Source organism: Pseudoalteromonas nigrifaciens, assembly GCF_002221505.1.
Lineage (GTDB): Bacteria > Pseudomonadota > Gammaproteobacteria > Enterobacterales > Alteromonadaceae > Pseudoalteromonas > Pseudoalteromonas nigrifaciens.
This window is the reverse complement of the sequence record NZ_CP011036.1, coordinates 2806142-2832979: the sequence shown is the minus strand read 5'-3', so window position 1 is coordinate 2832979 and position 26838 is coordinate 2806142. Positions and strand designations below refer to the sequence as shown.

Below are 26838 nucleotides of genomic sequence, written 5' to 3'. Positions count from 1 at the left end.
TACACCGCCCACTTTTAATTAACGCTTACGCTTTGTTGCGCATAGTAATATTACGCCCGCCTAAATAACCAAACACCGCACATAGCGCGCTCGCACCTGCGCAAAACCATAAAGTAGATGCCCAGTTACCAAAATAACTGTGCAGCGCACCTGCAATAATAGGCCCAGTAGCGGCAAGTAAATAACCAATACACTGCGCCATACCAGAAAGTGCCGCAGCTTGATGTGAGTCGTGAGTACGTAAACTAATAAACGACAAGCCCAATATAAAGCATGCACCCGAGCAAAACCCCATAGTGATTGACCACACAGACGCATAGTCTGGCATATACAACAGTCCAATCGACGACAGGCTTGCCAACACTCCTAAAACAAAGGTGAGTACGCGCTGATCTTTTAGTTTTGCTAATAAGGGAATTAAGATAATACCGGGTAAAGCCGAAGCTACCTGAAATGAGCCTTGCAGTGCACCCGCTTGTTGTGCGCTGTGGCCACTGTCTATTAAAATGCTTGGTAACCAGCCAATAATTATATAAGTAAATAACGAGTTACAGCCAAGTAGCAAAGTAATTTGCCACGCAAGGGCTTGGCGCCACACTTTAACGTCACCGGTGTTTTCAACCAGATCTTTAGTCGGTTTGGTGCGTAGCTTTAATTGCGGTAACCAAATAAATAAACTTATTAAAGTAATTAACGCGTAACTGGCTAAAGCAATTTGCCAGCCCATTTGTTTATATTCGGCAAGGGGAATAATTAACGCTGAGTAACTACCGCCAAAAATACCCATAGCAAGCACATACGCCGAGGTCATTACAGCCACTTTGTGTGCAAAGTCGCGCTTAATTAAACTCGGTAACAGCACATTACCTATCGCAATGCCGACCCCAATGACGGCGGTGCCTAAATAAAGTACCGGCACAGAATCTATCATGCGCGATGCTAAGCCTAAGCCAATTAAAATAAGGGCAATAAAAAGCGACACTTCTAAGCCTTGCCTTTTAGCTAAACTAGTGGCTAATGGGCTTGCTAAAGCAAATGCAATTAACGGTAAGGTGGTAAGCATACCGGCTTGTGATGCGCTTAAATTAAAACTAAGAATTATTTGGTCCAGCACGGGGGCTAAACCAGTCACTGGCGCACGTAAGTTACTGGCAATAAGTAAAATTCCCAGTACTAATAATGCGTAAGATAAGCGAGATTGAGATTGTTGAGTTAACAAGGTAAACGTCCTAGCAGGTTGGTTATTTAGCAAGAAGCAATAGAGACTAGTATAAAGGCTAAGTCATCACTATAATTTAGTAAAAGAGACATTAAATAACTAAAAACAGACAAAATGCAGCTTCCCCAAGATTGGAATGAAATAAAAAACTTTGAAATCATGCCGCAGCCGGTTATTGCTAAAATAGAATATGCCCAGCTTAGCCGTGAAATTCCGCTGCATACTCATCCAAAAGGGCAGTTAATTTTAGCCCTGCACGGTTATGTTACCTGTGAAGTGGCAACAAAAATGTGGATGGTGCCTACTCATAGCGCCATTTGGATCCCGGCAAATGTAGAGCACAGTAATAGAGCATCTGATAATGCGCATTTATGCCACTTATTTATTGATGCAAACTTACAAGGTATGCCAAGTACAGCCTGTACATTAACCATTAGCCCATTAATAAAAGAGTTAATGCTTAGTTTGGCAAGTAATCAGCAAAACTATAGCTTAACGGGTAAAACCGCACGGCTTGCACAGGTATTATTTGATCAGCTGGTGGATATGCCAATTCAACCTTTAGACTTTGTACTATCAAAAAACAGTGTTATTAAAAACATGAGCAATCAACTTATTAGCCAGCCTTATAGCCGTAAAACATTGCCACAATGGGCACAGCAATTTGCTTTAACTGAACGTACTTTAGCGCGGTTAATAAAAAAAGAAACCGGTATGACCTTTGGTAAATGGCGCACTCAATTGCATATTATAATTGCACTGCAGGCGTTATCTAATCAGCAAAGTGTGCAGCAGGTATCGGAGCTATTAGGTTATGAGTCGGTGAGTGCGTTTATTACTATGTTTAAAAAAGTAATGAAAAAATCGCCCATGCGTTACATGAGCGATCTGGATGTTTACCAGCTATAAGTTGCTGAGATCATGGCGTTACGTGGCCGCCCTGGAAAGTAGCGGTCGCCGGTAAAGCTAGTGTAATCGGCGCGCTCGGCATAAGCGGTATCGGTTAAGTTAATAATACGCGCTGCAAGCGCTAAGTTATTTGTTATTTGCCACTGTGCTCGTAAACTTAAAATGTCATGCCCGTCATAACTGTGTAAGTTTTCAGGATCGGTATAGTAACGACCAACATGATGCCATTGCAGTGCCACATTGGCGTTATTAAACGCCTGCCAGGTTAAATCTAAATTGGCAATTTTACGCGGGGCGGTATCAACATCATTATCTTTAATATTGATATTATTGAGTATTTGCTCATTAGTATAACTATGCTTGGCATAACTGGCGGCAAAGTTAACTGACCAAGTTGAGGTGAGAGCATGCTCAAGTTCAAGCTCAATCCCGCGGTGGCGCGAGCTGCCATTATTCACGGTAAAAAAGTCGCTGTCGCGGTAAATAGTATGGTGCTTACTCATAGCATAAACCGATAAATTATAACGACTATTTTGATAAACGCCTTTTAAGCCAAACTCAGCATTATTAGCTATTTCGGCACTTAAATTAGTGGTGTTTTGCTGGCGTTGTAACTGATATAACTCGGCGGCTTGTGGCGCTCGGTAGCCACGCGAAAAGTTAGCATAAAGCAGGTTATTAACAGTGTACTGATAGCTAACCCCAAGTTTTGGCGATAAGTTACTAAAATTATTTTTTGTACTTGCAGGGCGGCTATATCGGCAACCACCAAATCCGCACTCTGTACCGTCTTCTTTCGTGCGCCCCGCTAACATGTTGTTAGTGTAGTCGTATTGCATGTGCTCATAACGAGCGCCAAGAGTCACTAACCAATCGTTTAGTTGCAGATCAACACTGGCAAAAGGTGCATATAAAGTGGCATTTACGTCGTAATCGTAATGCTTACCTTGGGGGACCGTAGCAACTAAAAATGCCGAGCCTTGAGTTGGCTTGTTTTGACTTTGTAAAAAGTCGGCGCGGGTGTATTCGCCATCTAGGCCAAAGTTAAGCTTAATATTATCCTCTAGCTGATGTTGATAAAGCGACTGCAGCCCCACACCGGTTTGACTGTTGTACTCTAGTGGCGTACCAGGTAAAAAATGCTTAAAAAAGTCCATACTTTGGTTACGTAAATACACCGTTGTTGAGAGCGTATCGTCATTTAGTTGCCAAGTGGCGTTACTCCATACTCGTAACGAACGTGCTTTTCTAAACGCATCCGGATCAAAGTTTTGTTGTGCTATGCTCTCGTCTTTATAGCTTTTAAGGCCAGTAATAAAGCCTGCGGTTTGTTGATCTAAATGGGTATAAGTAAGCCCAGAAGTAAGCGCTAAATCGCTATTATTATACCGGTGACGTAAGTTTACCTTTTGTTGTTTTACGCTTTCATCATCGCGATAGCCGCTGTCGTCAGTAATGCTGGCGTTAATACCTAACCCACTGCTGCCCATATCGTGGCCAGCACGTAATTTATAGCGGTTATAGCCAAACGAGCCATAATCTAGTCCGATTAAGCCGCCATCTTGCGTTGTATCTGGGGTGATCACGTTAATAACCCCATGCACCGCATTTGAGCCATACAGGGCAGAACCAGGGCCTTTAAGTACCTCTATACGCTGCGCCATTTCGCTATGTGCTTCAAACAACTCGTTTATATTACAAAACCCAGCTGCTCTTAGTGCAATACCATCCTCAAGTGTGAGTAAACCACCACAGGCACCTGCGCCGGATAAAACAGGTGAGCGCAGCGCGGGTAAATATTCTTGGCCATTACCACGTTGTATATTTGCGCCAGCGACTCTTTGCATGGCTTCTTCAATATGCGTAGGAGCAATGGCATTTAATTGTGCTTCATTGAGCACGCTAATAATTACGGGTAACTGTGTACTAAGCGCCTCAACACGCGACGCAGTGGTTGTTATGCGCTCAATTGGCTGAGCATCATTTTGCTTGGCAATGGCAATGGCTATAAGTGGTAGCTGAGAGAGTAACAGCAAAGGGGGTAAGTAATGGCGTTTCATATATTCCTACACATTGATTATATGGCAATAGTGCTATGGTAAGCGTTAGGCAAACGTATTGAAATAACTTGCGTTAAACGGTATTGCGTAAACGATAAAGCCGATAAGTAATTGATAAAATAAAGCACATAACAGCCGGTACTACTAAAGTTGCTACAGAAAACAATTCAAATAGCATAAACCCAATTACACCACCGCATAAAAAACCTAGGGTGATCAGTAAAAACACCATGAATTTTCGGCCATCTACAGCATCGCCTTTTAATGCGCGGCCCATCATTAAACCAAGGTCGGTAAAAATACCGGTTAAATGTGTAGTACGTACTACTGCGCCACTGTAATTGGTTGCCAGCGCATTTTGTAAACCACAAGCGGCAGATGCCAGCACTATGCCATAAACAAAGGAGCTATAAAGTAAGTAGGCACTGGCTAGTAGTAATAACCCTTCAATAAACAATAAAGTATCGTAATGTCGGCCTAACTTTAACGAACCACCGTTGAGTAAAAACCCCGACAACGCAGAGCCAAGCATAAAGCTAATTATGATACTAAACAGTAATAATGCCGCACTGCCATCACTCATTAATTTAATGCCAAATAAAGTAACAGAGCCCGACAAATGAGAAATAGCCTGATGTTCAAATCCTAATAAACCCACGGCGTTCACAATGCCGGCAATAAATGCCAGTGTAAATGCGCCATATTCAACCCAGCGTGGCAGCTTTGTAAACATAGTTAACTTCTCTATACTTGGTTATAGATATATTTAATATCATACACTTAAACTTTCTTCTTCTAAAATAATGATAAAAAATAACCGTAATTAAATATATCTCTATTTTATATGGCTTAAGTTAAATTGATCGTGCAATTTTAGTGCTTCGTATTAGTTATTTTTTAAAGAGAAAATAACTATGTTTAACGCCCAGCAGCAATCGCGCATTATAGAAATGGCATGGGAGGATAGAACCCCGTTTGAAGCAATAGAGCAACTTTATGGCTTAAACTATTCGCAGTTGGTGGTTTTTATGCGCCAAAATATTGCCAGCGGTAGCTTTAAAGTATGGCGAAAACGCCACGCTGGGCGCAAAACCAAACATTTAAAGCTGCGTGATCCCGCCATTATGCGCAGCCATTGTAAAACGCAATATAAGCAGCGTTAAGATTAATTTATACAGAGTTTCATATAATGTTCAGGCTAACTTGTTAATCTTGCGTTATTAACTAAAGCAGAGATTAACTATGTATAAAACCATTTATAGCGCATTAATTATTTTAATATTGAGCTCATTTAACGCACAAGCAAAGCACGACAAAGATGATTATTATGATAAGCACCATAATAAACATAGTAAATACGAGCATGGCTCAAACAAGCAGTACAATAAAAAACACCATAATAAAAAACACTATTCAAATAAGCATGAGTGGAAAAAACACCATAAAAAATATGATCGCCACGATAACCACTTATCTAAAAAAGAAGCTAAAAAACTTATTCGTCAAGGGTGGACACCACCGGGTTGGCATAAAAGTTACCACAGAGGTGATATTTTAGAGCGTGATATTTATAAGCGTGCCAAAGTAATAGACAGATACCGAGATAAAGGTACTGTACGCATAGAGGTAGATCGTACTATTATTCATATGGTACACGACACACGCGAAATACTGTCTATTTTGAGTCGATAAACAACCAACAGGAATTTAAATGTTTATTACGCTGGCAATAATAACAAGCTTTTTATTATTTATAACGCTATTACCTATGGCGTATAGCCAGCATTATCTGGTGCGTGGTTGCGACTTTATTCGCTTACAAGTGTTTTATATTGCAAGCTTTATAGCATGTGTTGCTGGGTACTTTGCATTTAATAACGCCACAGACTTTTTGTATATTGTTGCAGGCGCTGTATTAATTATGTTTTTACAGGGAAAGTGGATATACCCATATACTTGGCTGGCAAAAAAAAGAAGTGCAAAGTGCCTCAAAACACATTGCGCACAGTGTAAGGATTATGTCGGCAAATGTACTTATGTCGAACCATAACAGTGAGCAATTAATTAGCTTGGTTAATCAGCATCAACCCGACCTACTTATTACCCTTGAAAGTGACAGCTGGTGGCAAAATAAGTTATCAGTACTTAAAAAAGACTATCCATATTACATAGAGTGCCCTAAAGACAACCGTTACGGCATGCATCTATACAGTAAATTTAAAATATTTGACGCGCAAATATGCCAGCTAATAGAAGACGACATACCGTCAATTCATATTTTATTTGCAAGTGCACAAGGGGTTAAAATGCAAGCGCACTTTATTCACCCAGCGCCACCAAGCCCCACCGAAGAAGACTCATCGCGGCCGCGCGACTCAGAACTAATTATGGTAGCAAAAGCACTTAAAAACCCAACACGGCCAACCATAGTTGCCGGCGACTTAAACGACGTAGCTTGGTCGCGCAGTACCCGTTTGTTTATGCAAATTAGTGGCTTATTAGACCCCCGTAAAGGCCGTGGCTTTTACAACACTTTTCATGCTAGTTACTTTTTTATGCGCTGGCCGCTGGATCATTTATTTCACAGCGAAGGGTTTAAAGTAAAGCGTATTAAACGATTAGCTAAATATGGTTCAGATCACTTCGCGCTATTAACCGAGCTAACCTTTGAAAATGCCGACCAACAATCGCTAGAAACTAAATCGGCGCAGCACAAGCAAGAAGAGATTCAACAACTCGCTATGAGCAAAGCAGATAAAAGAAAAGTGCCAAGGTTTGAAAAGAGTTAAGCTTTCAGTAATTAATTTAAGAGCTTAGGCGCTGCGTTTTAGCACGTGATAAAAATGATGAGTAAAAGTGCGATATAAAATCGTAATAACAAAAATTGATGTTAGATCAATTGAATACAAAAACACCGCGCTGAATTAGCGCGGTGTTTTATTTTACTTTCTAGTAACGAGTGTTTAGTACTCGTACTTTATAGTAAGTTTATGAGCTGTGGATCATGATGCTTTTAACGTTCACAAATTCGCGCATGCCAAAGCCGCCGTGCTCTCGACCGTAGCCACTTTCTTTAACTCCACCAAATGGTAAGTTTGGTTGCGCTAAACCGTAGCCGTTTATGTTGATCATGCCGGTGTCGAAGTGCTTTTTAGCCAGCTCAATGGCTTTTTTCTCGTCTTTTGAGAAAATGCCGCCACCTAAACCATAGCGAGACGAGTTAGCAATTTTCATTGCATCGTTGTTGTCTTTCGCTTTTATAAGCGAGGCAACAGGGCCAAATAATTCGTCGTCGTATGCTGGCATGCCTGGCGCTAAATTATCAAGTAGCGTAGGAGGGTAGTAAAAGCCGGTTTGCTCTGGTATTTCACCACCGGTGACTATGTTTGCTCCCGCTTTAACCGATTGCATTACTTGCTCGTGAATACCGTCGCGTAAATCTTTACGTGCCATTGGGCCTAAATCAGTGCCGTCGGCCATTGGGTCGCCCATTTTCATGGCTTCAAACTGCTGTTTTACTTTCGCTTTAAAGTCATCATACAGAGATTCAACCACTACAAAACGTTTTGCCGAAACACACGTTTCGCCGTTGTTGACCATACGTCCTGCTACACAAGTTTTTACGGCAAGTTCTAAATCGGCGTCATCAAGTACTAAAAATGCGTCGTTACTACCAAGCTCTAGTACGGTTTTTTTAACGTATTTACCCGCTTGCTCGGCCACTTTTTTACCTGTGCTATCGCTACCGGTAAAGGTAACGCCGCTAATCGCTTTATGCGCTATGAGTGCGCTGGCTGTTTTGCCATCAATAAGTAGGTTACTAAAGCAGTGCTCAGGAAATCCGGCTTGTTTAAACAAGGTTTCAATTTTTTCGGCCATACCAAATACATTACTGGCATGCTTTAACACTGTGGTGTTACCGGCCATAATATTAGCGGCGCTGTAACGAATTACCTGGTAAAGCGGAAAGTTCCAAGGCTGAATGCCAAGTAGTACACCCGTAGGCTGATAGCTAACAATTGCGCGACCGCCGTCCATGTCACGTTCTTCATCAGCAAGAATTTTAGGGCCGTGCTCGGCACTGTAACGACAAATGCCTGCGCACAGTTCAACTTCTTGCAAACCTTGGGCGTATACTTTACCCATTTCTTCGGTCATAAGCTTGGCTATGGCATCTTTTTGCTCTTCGAATAATGAAGCTAATTTGTTTAAGTGTTTTGCACGTTCGGTCACTGACACTAAGCGCCACTGTAAATAGGTTTGATGAGATTTTTCGATTACCTGCTCAGCTTGCTGTTGCGACAGCAGCGTATAGGTATTAATGATTTGCTCAGTTGTTGGATTGATCGTATTAACTGTGTTGCTCATTGTAATCTCCTCTATGTTTGTCTGTACTGAGAAGTGCAAAGGTAATGCCAGTTAAGGTTCTATTCGAGTTTATTTATAAGTTTATGTTATTAATAAATTTAATGTTTTTTATAATATGAATTTAATATTTTTATAGTTTATTTATCTGTTATATTTTGTAAACAATGCAAGTAGCTGCAAAATTTACAAGAAAATTAAAGTAATTTACGTGTTTTTAGGCTTAGCTTTTTATTATTAGCTTGCAAGTTAGAGCCAGTAAACCCTCATCAAAAAATGGTTAATATAAATGAATGAAATTTCAATCTTGCCGCTAGGCGATAGCTATCAAGAACTTGCTGCAAATTTAAAACTGCAACTTGCAGCGCAATACCCAATTAAGCATATAGCGCGCGATACCGTATTGTTACAACAAGGGCAAAAGCAGCGTTATGGCTATTTAATTCTTGATGGGGTGTTAGGTGCAATACATGATGATGCACAGGGCGGGCAAAGGTGTAAGGAGTTTTACTTTAAAGATGAGTTTGCGCTACTTTATGGAAACTGGCTAACGAATACCGAAGCGTTTTATCAACTAAAAGTAATTAATAGGGTAAGCGTTATTAGCGTCCCATTGAATGTATTTAATCAACCCGAATGGCAAATAATTAAGCAACAACTTATTGCGCAGCAGCTTATATTTAAAGAGGCCAAAGAAGCATTTTTATTGCTTAATACACCCGAGCAACGCTACCGTTATTTATTAGCCGAAAAGCCCCATTGGTTGGCGCAGCTAAGTTTAACTCAAGTGGCTATGTATATTGGTATTTCGGCAATTTCTTTATCAAGAATTCGTAAACGACTTAACTTAAGTTAAGAGTAATAACGCTAAAGCTAGTTAGACTTGCTGTTTTAAGGAGTCACTATGTTTTTAATTGCTCAGTCGTTAGTTGCTATAGCAACATTACTTGACCTTGCTTCGTTTCAGTTTAAGTCGCGTTCGTTAATTTTAACCTGCTTATTTATGTCGGTATTGCTGACTGCAGTGCACTTTTTTATGTTGGGGCACAATAGCGCAGGTTGCTTAATGTTAATTGCCGCCTTTAGGTATTTTTACTGCATTTATGCACGTAAAACGTGGGCAATGTATGCTTTTATGCTGCTGTGTTGCGTGGCTGTTTATTTTACTTGGCAAGATTGGTTTAGCGCACTGGCACTTATTGCGACGTTAATTCAAACGTTTGCATCGTTTCAAAAGCACGACTTACATATGCGTTTATGTATGGTTGTAGGTACTTTATTTTGGATAAGCCATAACGTTTTTGCAGGCTCACCGGTCGCTATTGTTATGGAAAGCTTATTTTTAAGCAGTAATTTAGTTGGCTTGTATCGTTTTTATAGCACAAAAAAAATACCTTGTTGAGCTTTACTCAGGTGTAAGTAAAGCTAATTACAGGCTATAACTGTTTAGCTATTTCTTTGAGTAAATAGGTTTCGCGAATAATCGACAGCCCCTGCTTATCGCTGGTGGCAAGTGTTCGCTCGTTATGCTCAATTGCTTCATTTATATCTACCCACTTGGCAACCATACCATTTTGTTGCTCGTAGTGTTCAAGCTGTGCTTGGCCTAACTTTTGGTCAATATTACATACATAGCAATAAGATTTTATATGAATAATGTCAAAGTCGTCTTTGTACCAAGGGCGGTATTCTTCATACAGGCCGAACTCTTTCTTTATTATTATATTTTGTGCGCCGGTTTCCTCTTGCAACTCTCGTATTAACCCTTGCTCTATACTTTCGTGCTCATCAACACCACCACCAGGTAAACTAAAGTCATCATATCTTTTTGTATACATTAATAAAATATGCTGTTTATGCATGGCAATAGCGCGGGCGGTAATACGTGTGAATTGACTGCCTTGCTCAATATTAATACTTGGATGAATGAGGGTTTTTAATTGGCGCATTGGCTCTCCTGTAATAAAGTTAAATTATATCAGTTATTTATTTTAGGTTTTTGTTAAATAGTATATAAAGTGAGTGTTTTTTAAGTTTAAGTACATCAAGTATGCTTAAAATACTCTTTTATGAAAATTTAACTAAATAGTTAAAGCTTTGTAATTTAAGCGACAAATAGCGCGTCTTTCTTTTAGTGCTAAGGCCAAGTAGAATAATAAAAAAGCATAGGGATTAATCATGTTAAATATACTATTAGTGGACGATGACGTTGAGTTTAGTGACGTAGTTTGTCATATAGTCGAATTCCTCGGCCATAACATAAGTACAGCAACCAGTTTAAAAGAAGCCCATCAGTGGCTAGAAAACAATAGTTTTGATCACATACTGCTCGACTTTATGCTCCCCGACGGTAGCGGCTTACACCTACTTGATCATTTAAAAATGATAGGCCATTCACCTAAAATAACTCTAATATCTGGGCACCCTTCGGTAAAGGGGATTTTAGCCGACATGTGCGAACCTAATGTTGCGCATTTATTAAAGCCATTGCAGCGTGAAGATCTTGAAAGGGTGTTAAATGGCCCGAAAAAAACCATTAAAAAAACGAAATCATCAGCTATAACCCGCCACTTTGGTACGCTAATAGGCGAGTCTACAGCAATGCATAAGCTGTACACCATGATAGAGCGAGTGGCTAAAACCCACGCCAACGTAATGCTTATGGGCGAAAGTGGTGCGGGTAAAGAAGTGGTTGCTCAGGCCATTCATAATGCCAGCGAATGTGAAGGACCGCTGGTGGCAAGTAACTGTGGTGGTTTTTCAAAAGAGTTAATTAGTAGTGAGCTGTTTGGCCATGAAAAAGGCGCATTTACCGGTGCTATTGCACGTAAAGAAGGCGTGTTTGAACAAGCAAATGACGGCACGTTATTTTTAGACGAAGTAACCGAAATGCCAATTGGTATGCAACCTAACTTACTGCGCGTGCTAGAAACAAAAAAAGTAACACGTGTTGGCGGAAACCGCGAAATACCTACAAATTGCCGAGTTATTTCCGCCACTAACCGTTCACTTACCGATTTAGCGCAAAATAATATTATTCGTGAAGATATTTATTTTAGATTGGCAGTGTTTCCTATAGATATACCCGCACTGCGCGATCGTAAAGAAGATATTCCACTATTAGCAAACGCCTTTTTAGAGCAATTAAATGATGAAAATGGCACCGCATTTAACTGGAATAACGACCAGTTAAAAGAGCTACAAAGCTATGACTGGCCTGGTAACGTGCGCGAACTGCGCCATGCCATACATCGTGCGTTTATTATGAGCGATCCACAAACCAGTGATATTACCTTACCCGATAATTTAGAGTCGCCATTTTCAAAAGTGAATAGCCAAGTTAACGACAAGCAAGTGTCGGCAGGACAAACCATTGAAGAAGTAGAAAAAGAACTTATTCATGCCACGCTCGATAAGGTACAAGGTAATAAAACACTGGCTGCACAAATGCTGGGTATTAGTACTAAAACACTTTATAACCGCCTTAATGCTTATGGTGGCATTGGCGAATATAAATAAAATTTGAGGAAAACAATGAGCAATCACAGTAAAAAACCTCTGAATGAGTTAGTACACGATGCGAGAGCGCCACTTAATCGAATTTCGATGAATGCGGAGCTGATAAAGCTGGTGCTAGAAAACGATATGCCCAAAGAGAAAGCACTCGATGCGCTAAATAAAATTATTGCTAACTGCCAGCAGTGCAGCGAAAGCTTACAAACAATTACAGACTCGCAATAATTTATCTCTTTGAATTAGGATGCTAAATGAGTACGCAAAAAGAACCAAGTAAAGCTAATGTCATTTGGGCAACATTTATTGTTGTGGTGTTATCTATTATTATTGGTAATGCATTTTTGGCAGTAAATACCATACAAGGATTAAGCCAAACGCAAAATAGTTTAGACAATACCAGTATGCTCACTAGCGCTATCGAAAAGTTACATTTGTCAGTTGTGCAGGCCGAGTCGGGTCAGCGAGGTTATTTACTTACAGAAAAAAGTGATTATTTAGTTCCTTATTATGATGCACTTGAGCAGCTTGAGTCACAAACTGAGCATGTAAAATCATTAAGTTCAGAAATTAATGGCCAGGCAGAGCGTATTGCACTGTTATTGTCGTTAGTGGATCAAAAGGAAATTGAATTAAAAAAGACCGTTAACTTAGCGCAAAATAATAAAGAGCGCAGTGCGCTGTATTTAGTAAACACAGATAAAGGACGAGAGCTGTATAAAAAAATTCGCTTAGCGGTAAATGAAATTCAAGATCGAGAAATGCTGTTTAAAGTTAGCCATTTTTCTAAGTTAGCAAAAATAAAAAATGAAGCTAAAATTACCTTTGTTATTACCGCAGTCACTAGCGGTTTGCTAATTATAGGCATGTTTGTACTTACACGGTTAAATTTAAGAAATGCTGCGCAGTATCGTGCAGAGCTTGAAAAACAAAACGAAACGCTAGCTAACAAAGTGACAGAGCGAACTCAAGAGCTAACGCTTTATTCAGATGAGTTGAGTCGCAGTAACCGCGAGCTAGAAGAGTTTGCCTTTGTAGCAAGCCATGACTTGCAAGAGCCACTGCGTAAAATTCAAGCATTTAGTGATCGTCTCGAAACTATGTTTAAAGATGAGCTAGGTGAAAAAGGCATGGACTATATAGCGCGCATGAAAAATGCAGCGCAACGCATGTCTAATTTAATTAATGATTTATTAGAGTTTTCGCGTATTACCACCCGTGGAAAAAACTTTGTTGATACCGATTTAAATAATGTATTAAATGATATTTTAAGTGATTTAGAAATTGCTATTAAAGAGTCTAATGCACAGGTTAATGTGGGCGATATGCCAATAATTCAGGCCGACCCAAGCCAGATGCAACAGTTATTTTTAAACTTAATTTCAAACGCGGTTAAATTTAGACATCCAAAACAAGAACCGGTTATTAATATTGAACACATAAAAACGAGTGAGTTTAGTGAAGGGCATAATACCGAAGTTTGTTGGCAAATAATTACCGTTAAAGACAACGGTATTGGTTTTTCGCCAGATTATGCAGATAAAATATTTGTTCCATTTCAGCGTTTACATGGTCGCTCGCAATATAAAGGCACCGGCATAGGTTTATCTGTTTGTCGGCGTATAGTAGAGCGTCATGGCGGTACTATAACAGCACAAAGTAACATGGGTGAGGGTGCAAGCTTCATAATAAAACTACCTGTGGAAAGCGAGCTTTTCACATTGCAAGGAGAGGCTTAAATGCCACTTACGAAAGTAAAACCAATCACTATTTTAATGGCTGATGATGATGAAGATGATCGTTTATTAACTCAAGATGCCCTCACCGAAAGCCGTGTACTTAACGAGTTGCATTTTGTTGAAGATGGTGTGGAGCTATTAGAGTACTTGGAGCGAAAAGGTAAATTTGAGCAAAAAGATACATCACCCAGACCAGGTTTAATTTTATTAGACTTAAATATGCCACGTATGGATGGCCGCGAGGCATTGCAAGCTATTAAAGCAAACCCATGCTTAAAGGGTATACCTGTTGTTATTTTAACTACCTCAAAGCAAGAAGAAGATATGGTTAAAGGCTACGACTTAGGTGCTGCGTCGTATATAACTAAGCCAGTTACCTTTGATGGTTTAGTTGAACTAATGAAAGCACTCGGTAAGTACTGGGTTGAGTTTGTAGAGTTACCAAATACTTATAATGATTAAAAACAGCCACTAAAACGGGAGATTGCATGTCTATTAAGGCAACCAAGCTGCTACTTGTTGAAGATGATGAAGATGATTATATTCTTACTAGCGATTATCTTGAGCAGCTCAGTTCCCATACATTTGAGATTGAGTGGGTTAGCGACCCTAAACAAGCAGTTAAAGTACTTAGTGAGAATAAGCATGACATTTGTCTGCTAGATTATCGCTTAGGTGCCTCAGATGGCTTAAGTGTATTAAAACAAGCAATAAAAAACGGCTTTAGTGGCCCAATAATTATGTTAACAGGGCAATCTAATGAAGCGTTAGATTCGGCTGCACTTGATGCCGGCGCTGTAGACTATTTAGTTAAAAGTGAAATGACCACTAGCCGCTTTGCGCGCGCAATACGTTATGCTTTAGCCCGTCGCGATGTTGAAGGTGAGCGACTCGAACGATTAAAAGCCGAAGCCGAAAACCGCTCGAAAGATCGCTTTTTAGCGCACTTAAGCCACGAACTACGTACCCCGCTGTCGTCGGTTTTAGGTTACACCGAATTATTAATGCAAAGCGACTTTAGTAAACAAGCCGAAAACGAGCTAGGTGTAATTTATCGCAATGGTAAACACTTATTAAGCTTACTTAATGACGTCCTCGATTTATCAAAAATAGCGGCCGATAAGCTTGAACTTAATTGCAGTGATGTAAATCTTGATAGCTTAATGGCTGACGTATTTACTTTAATGCGAGTGTCGGCGCTTGATAAGGGCTTGTCATTACGCTTTGAATCGCTGCAACCCTTGCCTTTAATCGTTAATATTGACGCAACTCGCCTTCGACAAATACTTATAAACATTATCAACAATGCAATTAAATTTACCGAGCAAGGCGAAATAACTCTTTGTGCTTGGACTGAGTTTGTTAGCGCCCGTGAAATGCTATTTTTTAGTATTGAAGACTCGGGCATGGGCATTGCCCCCGAAAAACAAGCGCTTATATTTAAACCGTTTGAACAAATAGCCGATGTTGAGTCGCGTGCAGTGGGCGGTGCAGGTTTAGGACTTGCTATTTGTACTGAGCTACTTAACAGAATGCAGGGCTCAATAGCCTTAGATTCAGCAATAGGCAAAGGCTCTAAATTTATTATTTCGCTCTATCCGGGCAATATTAAAAATGTAGAGCGTAGCATATTAAGGCTCGACTTAACCCCTAATATGCAGCAAAAATATGCACCATGTAAAGTTAATGGTAGGGTATTAGTGGTTGATGATTTACGTGATTTACGCGTTTTAGTTGGCCACATGATCACTTCTGCAGGAGCAAAAGTAGATTACGCTGAGCACGGTAAGCAAGCGCTTGAAAAAGTACGTAATGCCCAGCAACAAGGAATAGACTACGACGCTATTTTTATGGATATACATATGCCAATTATGGGCGGAAAAGAAGCCACCATAGAGCTTAGAAAAATTGGCTTTGAAGGCGCAATTATTGCCTTAACGGCAGCAACTATGAAAGGCATTCATAATGAGTTATCGGCATTAGGGTTTAATAATGTGATAGCAAAACCAGTCGATTCCAACTTACTGTATCAGTGCTTACAAGATACGCTTAGTAAAAATAATAAAACAGCAGATGTATTAATTCCCCCCGAAGTTACCCATAGTAATACCCGCTTTTTATTAGTAGAAGACGACGCCGATGCGGCGCAAATAACGCAACTTTTACTAGAAAGCTTAGGGGTTGAAACACAAATAGCAAGCAGTTATGAGCATTGTTTAGCCATACTTAAAGCAGACGCTAACTACGATAAAGTACTGCTAGATATGAACCTGCCCGACGGCAGTGGTTTAGATTTAGCAAACCATATAAAACAACATTATCCAAAATTAAAGCGCGTTATTGTTAGTGGTATGGAACCTGATCCAGTAAAAATTAAACAGCTTGAAATTGAGCAAGTGCTGCTTAAACCAATTAATTTAGCTTTGCTCGAAACACTTATTTAACCAACAATATAGAGTTGATTTATGCAGTTAGTAACATTGGGTTGTGACAACGTATTGCCCTCAAAAGTGGTGTGTGTAGGGCGTAATTACACCGCACACATTGCAGAGTTAAATAATGAACTGCCAGAGCAAATGGTGTTATTTAATAAGCCTAATAGTGCAATTGGTACTAAGTTGCTAGCAAAGCATAATAAGGATGTTTTACATTACGAAACCGAGCTTTGCTTTGTGGTAAAAAATAGTCGTTTAGTTGGCGTTGGCTTGGGGCTTGATTTAACCAAACGCGAAGTGCAGGCTAAGTTAAAAAACAAAGGCTTGCCGTGGGAGCGAGCAAAAGCGTTTGACGGCTCTGTGCTATTAACGCCGTTTGTTGAGCTTAGCGAGGACATGCAACATTTTAGCTTTGAGCTCAAAATAAACGATCAACTAATACAACAAGGTAATAGCGATTTTATGTTACATAAACCAGCGCAAATTTTAGCTGAAATTAGTGACTTTATGTACTTAGAAGATGGCGACGTGATAATGACCGGCACACCTGCAGGGGTTGGTGAAGTAACGGCGGGCAGTATATTTAGTGTCACGCTGTACGCCAATGAGCAACGTATATTAGCGCATAAATGGCAGGCCGAGTAATAATGCAAAGTTAAAAGTGCACCTATGGAGTAGGTGCACTTAGCTTGCGGTTTTTACTTTTAACTTGGTCTTTTTAATTAATGCGCATTAGCTTAATAAGGCATAGGGTATTGTCTAAAAATACGATTAATAGCGCCGAGAATTTCATCGCTTAAAGTAAGGTTAAACGCGCCTATATCTTCTTTTAATTGCGCCATAGACGTGGCACCAATAATAGTAGAAGTTACGCCATCCACTTTATTACACCAAGCTAGGGCAAGTTCTGCAGGGGTTAAATTATGGGCGTGAGCAAGTTCTACGTATTGCTTTATTGCTTGTTGTGCGTTTGGCGTATCGCGGAAAATACCGTTACGTTGCATAAAGGTCCAACGCGTTCCTTCAGGGCGTGCGCCGTTTAAATATTTACCGGTTAATGAACCCGCAGCCAATGGTGACCAAGGTAAATAAGCAATATCTTCGTGTACACATTGTTCTATTAAGTAAGGCCAATCTTTGGCGTGTACTAGGCTAAATTCGTTTTGAATCGACACCATGCGCGGTAAATTATGCTCTTTAGCTAAGTTTAAAAACTGGTTAACACCCCAAGGTGTATCGTCTGAAAGGCCACAGTGTTTTATTTTTCCGGCTTTTACGCAGTCGTTTAAACCTTCTAATATATCGAGCATATCGGCAGTTTGTTGCTGCGTATCTACCTCGGTAAATTTAAGCATTCCTGGCCATTGTTTGGCAAAATGTGGCGTGGCGCGGTTGGGCCAGTGTAGTTGGTATAAATCAATGTAATCGGTTTGCAAGCGTTTAAGCGAATCATCAACCGCGGCAATGACTGTTTGGCGGGTAATATTGCTACCTTCACGTATCCACTCTAAACCGTTTCCGGCAATTTTAGTGGCAAGTACTATGTCGCTACGTTTATCTTGATTGCGCGCTAACCAGTTGCCAATAATTTGCTCTGTTTTGCCGTAGGTGTCGGGAGATGGCGGCACAGCGTACATTTCGGCGGTATCAATAAAGTTAACACCTTGCTCAAGCGCATAAGCTATTTGCTGATCTGCATCGCTTTGCGTGTTTTGTAACCCCCACGTCATACTACCTAAGCAGACCCTTGAGACGTTTACACCACTGCTACCTAGTGGGTTGTATTGCATATAAGCTCCTTATTTACTGGCTTAGTTTTGGGTATATTGCTGTATAGCAGATAAAAGCGGCTCAGTGATTGGCGACTTTTTACCAGTTTGAAAGTCAAACATTACGACTTGCGAAGTGCCCGTAGTGGTAATGGCATTTTGCGCGTGGCTAAACACGTTGTAGTTCATCATAAAGCGATCTGTTTTAATATCGCTAATGGTGACACCTACAGTGAGAGTATCGGGAAAAGTAACCGGGCGTTTATAGCGAATGGTGTTTTCGCTGATCACAGGGCCAATACCTTTGCTGCTAATGGTTTCAAAAAGATTTATTTTATTTAAAAAATCGATGCGAGCTATTTCAAAATAGCGTAAATAAACGACATTATTTACGTGTTGCAGGGCATCCATATCTCCCCATGCCACAGTAATATCAGTATGAATAGGATGTTGATCTTTAAACGTTTGCATACATTTACGCCCTTTAATTTTAAAGTGTTTAGATTATCAATATGGGGTTATTACCTCAAGGTAATTAACCTAGGGTATTTTATGTTTGGTTTAATTAAATAAAAGGTTTATTGTTATATAACACAGCTAGGGAGATATGTATGAAAAGTGTCGTTAATTGGCTTTTAGTCTGTTTAGTTTTTATAGCTGCATTTATTTGCTACGCGATGGGTAATGCATCGGGTGTAATTGCTTTAACAGTTGTGGGCTTTGCGTTGGAAACAGGGTTTTGGCTGTACTCTTTTAAAAAGCGTAAAAATAATAAACGCTGTTTTTAATAGGGTGCAAGCTTGCTAATTATAGGTGATTCTATAATAATGGCTGTATAAATAAACAGTTGTTATAGTGGTAATGAAAAAGTTTATTCATATAGATATGGACTGCTTTTATGCGGCGGTCGAAATGCGCGACAACCCTAAACTTGCCAATGTACCACTAGCAATTGGTGGTAATAGTCGCCGTGGCGTACTCTCTACTGCAAATTACATTGCTCGGGAATATGGCGTGCGCTCGGCTATGTCTAACTATCATGCTAAGCAGTTATGCCCCGACTTAGTTATAGTGCCTGGGCGTATGGCTGTTTATAAAGACGTGTCGACGCAAATACGTGCCGTGTTTAGTCGCTATACAGATTTAATTGAACCCCTCTCTCTTGACGAAGCCTATTTAGATGTAACCCATAGTGAGCAGTGTAAAGGCAGCGCTACACTTATTGCGCAGCAAATTCGTGCTGATATTTATAATGCCACAGGGCTTACTGCCTCGGCTGGTATTGCGCCAATTAAATTTATTGCCAAAATAGCCAGTGACGAAAACAAACCCAATGGTCAGTTTGTAGTATTGCCCGATCAGGTTGATGCCTTTTTAGCACAGCTACCGCTGGGTAAAATTCCGGGGGTAGGTAAGGTCACGCTCGAAAAGCTTAACTTAAAAGGTTTGTATACAGGCCAAGATGTACGCAAAAAAGGCGTAAATTGGATGCAGCAACATGTAGGTAATTTTGGCGTGTCGTTATATCAAAAGTGCGCTGGTGAACACATAGGCCGGGTGTCTACTGAGCGCGTACGTAAATCGCTAAGCGTTGAGCATACTTATGAGTACAATAAAAATAGTTTACAAGAATGCCTAGAACAACTTCCTTCACTGCTTGAGGAGTTAACCACTCGACTAAACAAGCAGCAGCTGCAAAATCAGGTAAATAAACTTAGTGTTAAAGTGAAATTTGCTAATTTTGTAGTGACCTCAGCCGATCAGGCGCATCAGCAATTAAATAGCGATATTTTTAGCGAACTATTAGCTAAAGCGTATCAACGCGGCTTACAGCAACCAGTGCGTTTGTTAGGTATTGGGGTAGGAATAAAGAATCAGCCGCAACACAATTTGCAGCTGAGCATACTTGATATGTAAACCCTGTAGTGACAAGTTGCCAGCGCATGTTAACTTAAGCGGGGAGCTTATCGCAGCTTGCTGGTCTTCAATATTCAAATCAACGATAATAGAGGCTTATGTTTTTAACAGGACCTTTATTTATGGCATACCCTAAAGCAGTAGTGGCTCAGCCAATGAGCGCTAGCCTTGAATGCAACGCGCATGACGCACTCATTATAATTAGTGATGACTTTTCTCAATTAGCTAACAATCCATTACGCGACGCTATTGCAGCGCAAGCAAAAGTAGATTCACGTATCGGTAAGCAAGTAACTTTATTAGTTATTAATAATAAACGTGTAGTACTGGCGCCTACTGGGCCATTAAATAGAGACTACGACGATGTACGCCGTTATTTTGATGCTGCAAAATTAGCAATAAATGAAGCTAAAGCATCGGGCAGTGTTAACCCTGCTATTTACTTGCCTAATATAAATGCCGACAGCCGTTATCAGCATGCGCTAGAAGTTGCTTACTTAGGAACTTGCCAAGCATTGTGGCAGCCATTAGAAGCGCGCGAATATCATGGCGAGGCTATTGAGCCAATTACGCAAATTGGTTTGGTTGATGCCACAGAGCAAACAATTAAAGCAGTGAATGCACTTGCAGCTGGACAATACGCAGCGCGTGATTTATGTGGCACTGAGCCTGAGCGCATGGCGCCGCCGCGTTTTGCAGATTACTGTGTTGATCTATTTAAAGGCAGTAATGTTGTAGTTGATGTTATTGATGACCTTGCAGTTATAGATAAAAACTACCCTATGCTTAGCACAGTAGCTCGTGCATCGTATGCTGTTGAGCATCATCACCCGCGTGTAGTTAAATTAGAATATGTACCAGAGGGCGAGGTAACTCGTACACTCATGTTTGTAGGTAAAGGCTTAGTATACGATACCGGCGGCGCTGATTTAAAAGTGGGGGGCCATATGGCGGGCATGAGCCGCGATAAGGGCGGTGCAGCTTCTGTGGCCGGCTTTATGAAAGCAGTGGCCGACTACCAACCTAAGGGCGTTAAAGTAATTGCTTACTTAGCGGTAGTACGTAACTCAATTGGCTCTGATTGTTTTGTACCAGATGAAATTATTACTAGCCGTGAAGGTGTGCGAGTACGCATAGGTAATACAGATGCAGAAGGACGCTTAGCTATGGGCGACCTGTTAAGTGAAATGAAAGATTTAGCTAAAAACCAAATTAACCCAACGCTATTTACAGTGGCCACTTTAACCGGCCATGCAGCCCGCGCTATGGGTCCTTATGGTGCTTACGTTGAAAATGGACCAGCACGTAGTGCTAATATTTCACGAAAGCTCGCTGATAACGGCGACTTATGGGCCGATGGCGCAGAAGTATCGCGTTCTCGTCGTGAAGATTATGACTTTATCAAGCCGCGTACTTTAGCAGACGATGTACTTTCTAGTAATAACGCGGCATCGGCTGTAACAGCACGAGGACATCAGTTCCCTATGGCGTTTTTAGCAATTGTTGGCGGCTTAGACAAGCATGGTAACGACTCAGCTCAGCCACTACCTTATGTACATATGGACATAGCAGGTAGCGCAGTAGAGGGCGGCGATTGGCAGCATGGCAAGCCAACCGCAGCCTCGGTAAGTAGTTTATTTGCTAGTTACTGTTTGTAATTACCATAAAGTAGTAATTAACAACGCCCTGTAAATACAGGGCTTTTAATTTTTAATCTAATTTAAAACGAGTTACTACACTTGAGAGTTGTGAGCTACTTTGTTTTAACTGCTCGCTGGCACCGGTTAATTGCTTGGTATTATCGAGTGACTCTTTAGTTGAATTAGCTAGGTCGTTAATACGCAAGTTCACTTCATCTGCAGCTAAAGTTTGCTGCTCAGTAGCACGCGCTATTTGACTGTTCATTTCGGTGATCACACTAACTAAGCGTTCAATTTCATTTAGTGATGTGTTTGCTGATGATGCCTGCTCAACCGTTGATGCTGAAAGAGCTTGGCTCGACTTCACCGCCTCTACCGCTGCTTTTGCACCGTTTTGCAGCTTAGTGATCATAGCTTGAATTTCGTCGGTGCTTTTACCAGTACGGCTTGCTAAAGTACGCACCTCGTCTGCCACAACGGCAAACCCACGGCCGTGTTCACCTGCACGGGCAGCCTCAATCGCAGCATTAAGGGCAAGTAAATTAGTTTGCTCTGAAATACTTCTAATTACTTCAAGTACCGATCCTATATTATTACTTTCGCTGGCTAAATCGGCGGTAACTCGGCTCACGGTTTCTATATTACTGGAGAGTGTTTCAATCGCCGTTATTGTATTGGCAACGACATTTTTACCTGATGATGCATTACTAGCTGCATCGTTTGCAGCTTGCTCGGCGGCTTCAGCATTGCGACTCACATCATGAATTTGATGGGTCATTTGCTCCATTGCTGCAGCTACCTGAGTGCTACTGTCGTTTTGTAATTCAATAAATGATTGGCTTGTTTTACTTGCTTCGTCAACGGTATGCGCATGTTGATTAACATCGTGCGCGCTTTGCGATACATGCGTTAACGATTCGTGCATTTTCAATATAAACGCGTTGAATGAATGAGAAAGCTCAGATATTTCGTCATTTCCGGTTTCATCTAAGCTGCGGGTTAAATCGCCTTCGCCTTGGGAAATATCTTTCATCATGTCGGCAGCTAAGCGTGTTGGAGTAATAATACTTTTACCAATAAAGTAGCTTAATATAATCAGTGCAATAATCATTACCACGGCATTTATAATTATTAAATTACGTTGCTCAGCAAATGCACCATCAATACTGTCGAGGTACACGCCCGAACCTATAACCCATTGCCATTGGTTAAAGCCCTTCACAAACGCTATTTTATCAACTGGTTTGTCTTTACCTGGTTTAGGCCATTTATAAGGTACAAACCCTGAACCTGCTTGTTGAGTCACCTTTACCATTTCTACAAATAATGCTGTGCCATCGGGGTCTTTGTTATTAGTTAAATCTGTACCATTTAAGTCTGGCTTAAATGGATGCATTATCATTTTTGGGTGGTAGTCATTTATCCAAAAATAGTTGGTATTATCGTACCTAAGGGCACTAATTGTAGCTAAAGCTTGCGACTGCGCTTGTTGTTGGGTGAGGGTATTGCTTTGCTCAAGATTATAAAAGTGATCAATAACGCTATAGGCGGTTTCTACTAGGTTTTGAGTTTTAAGATATTGCTCATTTTTAAGCGCTTGATACTGATTACTTAAGCTCGAAATACTTAATATAACCAGTCCCAATACAACGATACCAACTAACAGTGCAAAACGCTGAAAAATAGTAAAACGACGAAGGTTGAGCATATGTTTATTCCTTAATGGGTACAGCACTGCTGTGCTTTTATTAAGTTTATTTATATAACTAAACTTAGCACTTATTAAGGCAAAAAAAAGGCTGATTTATAATCAGCCTTTAGTCTATTTATTCAACATTTAGTTGTTATTTAACATCAAAATGACGATTAAAGAAGTTAGTAATGGTTTGGTGTAGGTGCGTTTGCACTGTTTTACCGCGTAGGCTGTGTTTAGAACCTGGATAGGTCATCATTTCAAACGGTTTATTGGTATCTTGTAATTGTTTAAATAGTTTAGTGGCGTGAGTAAACAACACATTGTCGTCGGCCATGCCGTGGTAAATCATTAATGGACCTTTTAAGCCGTCAATATACGGAAATACCGCACTGTTTTCATAGCCTTTAGCATTAGTGGCCGGGTGGCCTAAATAACGCTCAGTATAATGAGTGTCGTAAAGTGCCCAGTCGGTTACTGGCGCGCCAGAAACACCGGCGTTAAAGTAATCGCCAGCTTTAAACATGGTCATTAGTGCCATGTAACCGCCATAACTGTGGCCGTAAATACCAATACGTTGTGGGTCAACATAATCAAGCGTACGTAAAAATTCCACGCCTTTAATTTGATCAGCAACTTCTACTTCACCTAAATTTTTATAAATAGCATCTTCAAACTTTTTGCCACGGTTGTATGAGCCGCGGTTATCAAGTTGAAAAATCACATAGCCTTGTTGCGCCATATATTGAAAATATAGGTTTTTACTACGCCAGCTATTAGTTACTCGCTGTGCATGTGGGCCACCGTATACGTTTACAATAACAGGGTGTTTTTTAGCGTCACTTATATTGCTTGGTTTAAATAACCTATAATGCATTACTTGGCCGTCTTCGGCTTTAAGTGTGCCGTATTCAGGCGTCGCTAAATCACTTAAGTAAGGCGTAAGCGGGTGCGTGTTATCTAGCTTGTTTTCTTCAAGCCAAGTAATAAACTCGCCATTTATTTTACGCAGAGCTGCAGCGTTTGGCTGATTAACCGCCGAGCTATTATCAATAAAGGTTTTGTTGTCTTTGGCAAGTACTACATCGTGATATTGGCCTTGCTCGGTAATGCGTTTAATATCGCCTTTTTTAAATAACGAGGCACTGTATAAGTGGCTTTCGAGTGGGGTGTCTTTTCTGCCTGAAAAGTAAACGAGGCCTTTTTTCTCATCTATGCCTTTTAAGCTATCGACCGCCCATTCGCCGTTAGTAATTTGACGTACTAATTGGCCATTGGTGCGATAAAGGTATAAATGTTTAAAACCATCACGCTCAGACGCCCATACAAAATGCTTTTTGTCTTTTAAAAACTCAAGGTCAAAGTGTAAGTTTATCCAGGTATCGCTACTTTCGGTGAGCGCTACTTTTTGGCTTTTAGTTTTGCTGTTATAAAAGCGCAGCTCTAACGTTTGCTGTGAGCGGTTTTGCCATTGATACGAGAGCGTATTACTATCTTTTAACCATTTTGCTCGGGCAAGGTAAATATCTTCATCTTTGCCTAAATCAACCCAATCCACTTGCTGATTGTTTAAGGTAACTACGCCAAGCTGTATTTTAACGTTATTAGTGCCAGTAAATGGGTAACGTTGATTGAATAGTTTTACTTCGTCGGCGTAAATTTCGTTGCGTAGCGCTTCTTTTACTGGGCTTTCGTCAACGCGAGTAAAGGCAATTTTAGACTCGTCGTCGGCCCACCAATAGCCGGTCATACGGCTCATTTCTTCTTGTGCAACAAATTCGGCCATGCCATTTTTAATGATGCCGCCGCCATCGTTACTTAGTTGAATTTCTTTACCAGAATCGAGCGCTAAAGCGTACAGGTTTTGCTCGCGAATAAAAGATACAAAATTACCTTTTGGCGAAAAGCGAGCATCGGTTTCAAATGCCTCGGTATTGGTGAGTTTTTTACTTTTATTTGCTGCTAGTTCGTAGTAATACAAATCGCCGTTAAGTGGGAACAATAACGCTTTACCATCTTTAGACCACTTATATTCAAGAATACCTTGGCCAAAAATACGCTGGCGCTCGCGGCGTGCTTTCTCTTCGTCAGAGAGGTTCTCTGGGCCCGAGAATAACTTAGCCGAATCGACCAGCATACGGTTGGTGTTATCTTTTAAGTTATATTCCCATAAGTCGTAGCGGTTATAGTCGTCACTTTTGCCTTGTAAATAAGTAACGCGATTGCCATCGGGCGAAAACTTTAATTGCACAGGAGATTTACCCGATAAACTCGGGTCGTCAAAAATACGCTCTAGCGAGAGTGGTTTTGCTTGTACGCTAACAGCACTTGCTAGCAGAGGGATGGCCAGTGAAAGATGTTTTATTTTTTTTAGCACAGGGTTGCCTTCGCTTTAATAAATATTGCTTAGAATGGTAAAGCCAAGCGTGTGCAACTGCAACTAAATGCTATAAAGTGGTAATTATTAAAGACAAAGTAGGACACTATGATGACCCACCCCACATTTGAACTAGCCCCAGAGCTTAAGCGCGATTGTATAGAGCTTGCCGATTGGCCGCTGTGTAAAGTATTACTATTGAACGATAGCCAGTACCCCTGGTTTATTTTGGTGCCAAAAAAAGCCGGTTTAAAAGAGATAATTGACTTGAGCGAGGATGAGCAAGTTACTTATTTGCGCGAGTCGGCAAAATTGAGTCATTTATTAATGCGGGTATTTAATCCCGATAAATTAAACGTGGCGGCGCTTGGTAATATGGTGCCGCAATTACATATTCATCATATTGCGCGTTTTACTAGCGATGCCGCTTGGCCTGCGCCAGTATGGGGTAAACACCCGGCAGTGCCATATGAAGACGAGAAAATAGCAAAAATAAAAGCCCACTTTTAATTCTAAAACTTTATAGAGAGAGCCAAGATGAGACATATTAAGTTGTTTGCCAATGCATTATTTATCACTGCGCTATTAACTACAGGCGCAGCGTTTGCAAAAGAGCAGTCTATTAATATTACAGCAGTTAAAACTAGCGATGTGCGTAATTTAGTTATTCACGAAAATCAAACGTTGTCTGCGGCACAACCTACGAGCGAGCAGCTTAAACAACTCGCTAATGCTGGAGTAAAGCACGTAATTAATTTACGTGGCGAAAACGAGCAAGACTGGGATGAAGCCCAGTTGGTGGCTTCGTTAGGGATGCAGTATCACGCATTGCCAATTGCTGGCGCGCAAGATGTTAGCGTTGAAAACGCACAAAAGCTGGCTAAAATAATGGCAGAGCTAAACGGCGAACCTGTGCTGTTACATTGTGCTAGTAGCAATAGAGTAGGGGCTTTAATGGCTATTTCTGCTCATGCAGAAGGGCTTGATATTGAATCGGCTCTAGCAAAGGGAAAGCATTGGGGAATGAGTAGTTTAGAGCCTGTAGTGCGCAGCGTTATTACTGCTAAGTAATTATTACTAAATAATTAGCGTTTAGCTTAAATAACGACACCGAGCACTTTTAACTCAATAAAAAAGCGTTACAGTTTTGAGCTGTAACGCTTTTTTAGTTTTTATTTACTAGGCTATTTTAGGTAGTAAAC

General features: G+C 40.6%; 25 protein-coding genes and 1 pseudogene. 17 read left to right on the top strand and 9 right to left on the bottom strand.

Features of this window, described 5'->3' with window-relative positions; all coding sequences use genetic code 11:
• Positions 1-25: 25 nt before the first annotated feature.
• A complete protein-coding gene (locus PNIG_RS13400) occupies positions 26-1219 on the bottom strand; it encodes an MFS transporter (protein WP_011329059.1) in 1194 nt (397 codons plus the stop codon).
• A 114-nt stretch (positions 1220-1333) separates the two neighbouring features.
• On the opposite strand from PNIG_RS13400, the gene PNIG_RS13395 reads away from it, so the two are divergent.
• A complete protein-coding gene (locus tag PNIG_RS13395) occupies positions 1334-2128 on the top strand; it encodes an AraC family transcriptional regulator (protein WP_011329058.1) in 795 nt (264 codons plus the stop codon).
• Here PNIG_RS13395 and PNIG_RS13390 read toward each other — a convergent pair.
• Both PNIG_RS13390 and PNIG_RS13385 read right to left on the bottom strand, forming a co-directional pair.
• Complete coding sequence (locus tag PNIG_RS13390) at positions 2116-4188, bottom strand: TonB-dependent receptor (protein ID WP_089368693.1); 2073 nt, start codon at positions 4186-4188, stop codon at positions 2116-2118. The two genes, PNIG_RS13395 and PNIG_RS13390, sit on opposite strands and share 13 nt — an antisense overlap.
• 73 nt (positions 4189-4261) lie before the next feature.
• The gene (locus PNIG_RS13385) at positions 4262-4921 is read right to left on the bottom strand and encodes a YoaK family protein (protein WP_011329056.1); all 660 of its coding nucleotides are present in this window, start codon (positions 4919-4921) and stop codon (positions 4262-4264) included.
• A gap of 181 nt (positions 4922-5102) precedes the next feature.
• Between PNIG_RS13385 and PNIG_RS13380 the strand changes: the two genes are divergently transcribed.
• The 3 genes and pseudogenes from PNIG_RS13380 to PNIG_RS13370 all read left to right on the top strand — a co-directional run bounded on the left by PNIG_RS13380 (position 5103) and on the right by PNIG_RS13370 (position 6977).
• Positions 5103-5351: a TIGR03643 family protein gene (locus PNIG_RS13380; protein WP_011329055.1), complete on the top strand. Its 249-nt coding sequence runs from the start codon at positions 5103-5105 to the stop codon at positions 5349-5351.
• 79 nt (positions 5352-5430) lie between these two features.
• Positions 5431-5880 carry a hypothetical protein gene (locus PNIG_RS13375; protein WP_089368692.1) on the top strand — a complete coding sequence of 150 codons (450 nt, stop codon included), beginning with the start codon at positions 5431-5433 and terminating at the stop codon, positions 5878-5880.
• 19 nt (positions 5881-5899) lie between these two features.
• Positions 5900-6977, top strand: a pseudogene (locus PNIG_RS13370) (endonuclease/exonuclease/phosphatase family protein).
• Between the two features lie 199 nt (positions 6978-7176).
• On the opposite strand, the gene PNIG_RS13365 reads toward PNIG_RS13370, so the two are convergent.
• Positions 7177-8556 carry an NAD-dependent succinate-semialdehyde dehydrogenase gene (locus tag PNIG_RS13365; RefSeq protein ID WP_089368691.1) on the bottom strand — a complete coding sequence of 460 codons (1380 nt, stop codon included), beginning with the start codon at positions 8554-8556 and terminating at the stop codon, positions 7177-7179.
• 286 nt (positions 8557-8842) lie between these two features.
• Here PNIG_RS13365 and PNIG_RS13360 point away from each other — a divergent pair, with 286 nt between their 5' ends.
• Positions 8843-9409 carry a Crp/Fnr family transcriptional regulator gene (locus PNIG_RS13360; protein WP_089368690.1) on the top strand — a complete coding sequence of 189 codons (567 nt, stop codon included), beginning with the start codon at positions 8843-8845 and terminating at the stop codon, positions 9407-9409.
• Between the two features lie 48 nt (positions 9410-9457).
• Entirely contained in the window at positions 9458-9955 is a 498-nt protein-coding gene (locus PNIG_RS13355; RefSeq protein WP_011329050.1) for a YgjV family protein, read from the top strand.
• Positions 9956-9989: 34 nt separating this feature from the next.
• Here PNIG_RS13355 and PNIG_RS13350 read toward each other — a convergent pair whose 3' ends face one another.
• Positions 9990-10502, bottom strand: a complete 513-nt coding sequence (locus PNIG_RS13350; protein ID WP_089368689.1) for an NUDIX hydrolase — start codon at positions 10500-10502, stop codon at positions 9990-9992.
• A 229-nt stretch (positions 10503-10731) separates the two neighbouring features.
• Between PNIG_RS13350 and PNIG_RS13345 the strand changes: the two genes are divergently transcribed.
• From PNIG_RS13345 to PNIG_RS13320, 6 genes are read left to right on the top strand one after another with little or no spacing between them, the layout of a single operon-like run.
• The gene (locus PNIG_RS13345) at positions 10732-12072 is read left to right on the top strand and encodes a sigma-54-dependent transcriptional regulator (RefSeq protein WP_011329048.1); all 1341 of its coding nucleotides are present in this window, start codon (positions 10732-10734) and stop codon (positions 12070-12072) included.
• 15 nt (positions 12073-12087) lie between these two features.
• The gene (locus tag PNIG_RS13340) at positions 12088-12294 is read left to right on the top strand and encodes a hypothetical protein (RefSeq protein WP_011329047.1); all 207 of its coding nucleotides are present in this window, start codon (positions 12088-12090) and stop codon (positions 12292-12294) included.
• A gap of 26 nt (positions 12295-12320) precedes the next feature.
• Positions 12321-13805 (top strand): sensor histidine kinase, encoded by a 1485-nt coding sequence (locus tag PNIG_RS13335; RefSeq protein WP_089368688.1) that lies wholly within the window; start codon positions 12321-12323, stop codon positions 13803-13805.
• The gene (locus PNIG_RS13330; RefSeq protein ID WP_011329045.1) at positions 13806-14267 is read left to right on the top strand and encodes a response regulator; all 462 of its coding nucleotides are present in this window, start codon (positions 13806-13808) and stop codon (positions 14265-14267) included.
• Positions 14268-14293: 26 nt separating this feature from the next.
• A complete protein-coding gene (locus PNIG_RS13325) occupies positions 14294-16249 on the top strand; it encodes a hybrid sensor histidine kinase/response regulator (protein ID WP_089368687.1) in 1956 nt (651 codons plus the stop codon).
• A gap of 21 nt (positions 16250-16270) precedes the next feature.
• Positions 16271-16885, top strand: a complete 615-nt coding sequence (locus PNIG_RS13320) for a fumarylacetoacetate hydrolase family protein (RefSeq protein WP_089368686.1) — start codon at positions 16271-16273, stop codon at positions 16883-16885.
• A 92-nt stretch (positions 16886-16977) separates the two neighbouring features.
• On the opposite strand, the gene PNIG_RS13315 is transcribed toward PNIG_RS13320, so the two are convergent.
• Together PNIG_RS13315 and PNIG_RS13310 are read right to left on the bottom strand one after the other, a co-directional pair.
• Positions 16978-18030, bottom strand: a complete 1053-nt coding sequence (locus PNIG_RS13315; protein ID WP_086993206.1) for an aldo/keto reductase — start codon at positions 18028-18030, stop codon at positions 16978-16980.
• Positions 18031-18051: 21 nt separating this feature from the next.
• Entirely contained in the window at positions 18052-18480 is a 429-nt protein-coding gene (locus tag PNIG_RS13310) for an acyl-CoA thioesterase (RefSeq protein WP_086993205.1), read from the bottom strand.
• Between the two features lie 140 nt (positions 18481-18620).
• Between PNIG_RS13310 and PNIG_RS20055 the strand changes: the two genes are divergently transcribed.
• The 3 genes from PNIG_RS20055 to PNIG_RS13300 all read left to right on the top strand — a co-directional run bounded on the left by PNIG_RS20055 (position 18621) and on the right by PNIG_RS13300 (position 21584).
• Complete coding sequence (locus tag PNIG_RS20055; RefSeq protein ID WP_011329040.1) at positions 18621-18797, top strand: hypothetical protein; 177 nt, start codon at positions 18621-18623, stop codon at positions 18795-18797.
• Positions 18798-18870: 73 nt separating this feature from the next.
• Positions 18871-19926: a DNA polymerase IV gene (gene dinB, locus PNIG_RS13305; protein ID WP_011329039.1), complete on the top strand. Its 1056-nt coding sequence runs from the start codon at positions 18871-18873 to the stop codon at positions 19924-19926.
• A gap of 122 nt (positions 19927-20048) precedes the next feature.
• A complete protein-coding gene (locus PNIG_RS13300) occupies positions 20049-21584 on the top strand; it encodes a M17 family metallopeptidase (RefSeq protein WP_011329038.1) in 1536 nt (511 codons plus the stop codon).
• 52 nt (positions 21585-21636) lie between these two features.
• Here PNIG_RS13300 and PNIG_RS13295 read toward each other — a convergent pair whose 3' ends face one another.
• Together PNIG_RS13295 and PNIG_RS13290 are read right to left on the bottom strand one after the other, a co-directional pair.
• Complete coding sequence (locus tag PNIG_RS13295; RefSeq protein ID WP_089368685.1) at positions 21637-23274, bottom strand: methyl-accepting chemotaxis protein; 1638 nt, start codon at positions 23272-23274, stop codon at positions 21637-21639.
• 136 nt (positions 23275-23410) lie between these two features.
• Positions 23411-25636, bottom strand: a complete 2226-nt coding sequence (locus tag PNIG_RS13290) for a S9 family peptidase (protein WP_089368684.1) — start codon at positions 25634-25636, stop codon at positions 23411-23413.
• 111 nt (positions 25637-25747) lie between these two features.
• On the opposite strand from PNIG_RS13290, the gene PNIG_RS13285 reads away from it, so the two are divergent.
• On the top strand, positions 25748-26146 hold the full coding sequence (locus tag PNIG_RS13285) for an HIT domain-containing protein (RefSeq protein WP_041454540.1): 399 nt from the start codon (positions 25748-25750) through the stop codon (positions 26144-26146).
• Positions 26147-26173: 27 nt separating this feature from the next.
• Complete coding sequence (locus PNIG_RS13280; RefSeq protein ID WP_089368683.1) at positions 26174-26707, top strand: protein tyrosine phosphatase family protein; 534 nt, start codon at positions 26174-26176, stop codon at positions 26705-26707.
• The last annotated feature ends 131 nt before the right edge of the window (positions 26708-26838 follow it).